The organism is Catenibacterium sp., from assembly GCF_052354645.1.
GTDB classification, from domain to species: Bacteria; Bacillota_I; Bacilli_A; order Erysipelotrichales; family Coprobacillaceae; genus Catenibacterium; species Catenibacterium mitsuoka_A.
This window is the reverse complement of record NZ_DAWDDM010000301.1, coordinates 1-2300: the sequence shown is the minus strand read 5'-3', so window position 1 is coordinate 2300 and position 2300 is coordinate 1. Positions and strand designations below refer to the sequence as shown.

Genomic DNA, 2300 nt, shown 5'->3' with positions numbered 1-2300 from the left:
TCTAGCAGACGGGAACATCAATAATATGATGATGGACTCTCAAAACTATTAGTACAAAAGCTATAATATTCGCTTTTTGAATATGCACCTTCACCAATAAGATAACCATTTTGTGTACAATGCATCAATTTCTTGCATGATTTTTTCAACTTTGTATAAAGGTGTTTAGACGTTTCATTTTCATACCAGATTGTACTGATTTTTGTTGGAAATAAAGCTTGATTCTCATAGATTCCTCCTATATTAATTATAATAGTTTCTTTATTGAGTTCCTGATCTAGGAAAAATGTATTATCTAAGCAGAACTGGTTTTTCCTTTTTATAGGTGTAGTACCACTTAAACATACAAGCCATTGATTATTAATATGATTGCCTCTTAAATTAATACCAAAATGTGGTTCTTTTGTGATATCAGATATTTCTATCAAGTCATCCATACGACCACACTCGAAATACTGTATTTCATTATTCTGTTGAAAATCATTAAAAATAGATATTAAGTCTTCTTTTGTCGCAAACATCGTAAAGCTTCTTGCTGTCATAATATGATCACCTCTGATATTCATACATCATTCTTCTAAATTTTCAAAATATTCAAACACTTCTTTATATTTATTTCTTGATCCTTTTTCACCAAATCTATTTTTAATCACTAATTTCGCTTTGTTTAAATCATGATTGTTGAGATAAGTTGCTGAAATATACAAATATTGGTTATCATCCCATATGATTCGTTTGTCTTTGTTTTCATAAAGTAATAAATAATCCTTATCACTCATTAAATCATTAAATAGCGGTATTGCGTTCTTTTCAAAAAAATCCAATAGTTGATCTTTTAGTGATTCATATTCATTAACATCCACCAACCAAAAGTCTCCTAAATTAGAATATATTTGTATTGGTTGTCTGATTGTAAATTGATCTAACCATTTAGACGGAATGAGATGACTTGCGTATTCTTTGGTAGTACCATTCACTGAAGGAATATAAATCTGCATATGAGGATATATATGTGCTAATGCACCTGGATGATATGAAGGGTTAGAGAAGAATACTATTTCTACTTTTTGAGTTACACCATCTAGTTTTCTAATATATGTAAGACTATTGCTTCTTCTAAGAAATCCATTTTCTTCAAAATAGAAATCTAATTCAGATATAAGAGAAATAATGATTTGTTTAATGTCTTTTTGTAACATATAGTTTAATTCTTCTCCACCCTTCTATTAGTATTAAGAAACACCTATCAGATACGATAGGTGCTTGTCTAATGTTGTATTATTATTTTTTTGAATCAGTATACAATCCATATCCTAAAAATAAAATACCAATAATCATTGCTAGGATGGCTTCTATTGATAGAAATGGTCCTACATATTCTAATCCTTTTTTAAACAGAGAAGCATCTTTTGTAGCAATATTACTCATGAACATAGCAGCTGATATATATTTTGCAGAAACTAGAATTGCGGATATCAGACAGAAATTAACACCAACACCTTTATTATTCATATTAGATCCTCGCTTTCTTTGACGACTTAATTATATCATAATGACAAATATAAGATTAATTTTTAATAAAAAATCCAGTTAATATTACAAGCATTTATGCACTTTGATATGCTTACAAATGATTTTCAAAAACTCTATATCAAATACAATAGTTTCTGAATCAGGTGCAGCTTGATATATAGCAAAATCACTTACATATGCTGTGAGTGGATCACAATTCATCTCTACATCGTAAATATCACTGAACTCAAAATGATAAATATCTCCATATTGTAGCTTCAATACTGCTGATTGATCATCACACTCTAAACTGATAAACTTGCTATCATGAAACGAAAATTCATCTAAACATTCATGACCTTCTAGTAATTTAATCGCGTTATAATAATCTGAATCAGTTCTTATTTTGCTTTTTTCAACAATATATTTATAGTACTCATAACTTTTTCTGACATTTTCTATTTCTTTAGGATAAACACAATTAGGGTTCTCCTCCATTGCTAGATTGTATTGTTCCACTGCAGGCTTATAATATTTATTCAATAATTCATAGTTAGAACTTTTTGCTTGCATTTCCCATCCCATCAACGAAAGAACTCTTGCATAGAACAGATGATTCTTTTCCTCTGCATTAAGAGCAGTATAATATGCTGTCCATAAATGATACATTCCTTTGTCTTCTTGACGTATCCAGCAATCTTTTTTCTTTGAATACACTAGACATTCTCTTGCTATTTTGTAATTTTCTATATTCCTATCACAAAGTTAATTCATTAAATCACCTCTAA

Annotated in this window: 4 protein-coding genes; all 4 read right to left on the bottom strand. The window is 29.1% G+C overall.

Annotated features, from left to right (window positions below; all coding sequences use genetic code 11):
* Positions 1–17: 17 nt before the first annotated feature.
* The gene (locus ACT8VG_RS10280; RefSeq protein WP_444195810.1) at positions 18–566 is read right to left on the bottom strand and encodes a hypothetical protein; all 549 of its coding nucleotides are present in this window, start codon (positions 564–566) and stop codon (positions 18–20) included.
* A 3-nt stretch (positions 567–569) separates the two neighbouring features.
* The gene (locus ACT8VG_RS10275; RefSeq protein ID WP_444195809.1) at positions 570–1199 is read right to left on the bottom strand and encodes a hypothetical protein; all 630 of its coding nucleotides are present in this window, start codon (positions 1197–1199) and stop codon (positions 570–572) included.
* 82 nt (positions 1200–1281) lie between these two features.
* Positions 1282–1512: a hypothetical protein gene (locus ACT8VG_RS10270; protein ID WP_444195808.1), complete on the bottom strand. Its 231-nt coding sequence runs from the start codon at positions 1510–1512 to the stop codon at positions 1282–1284.
* Positions 1513–1596: 84 nt separating this feature from the next.
* Positions 1597–2229, bottom strand: a complete 633-nt coding sequence (locus ACT8VG_RS10265) for a hypothetical protein (protein WP_444195807.1) — start codon at positions 2227–2229, stop codon at positions 1597–1599.
* Positions 2230–2300: the final 71 nt, after the last annotated feature.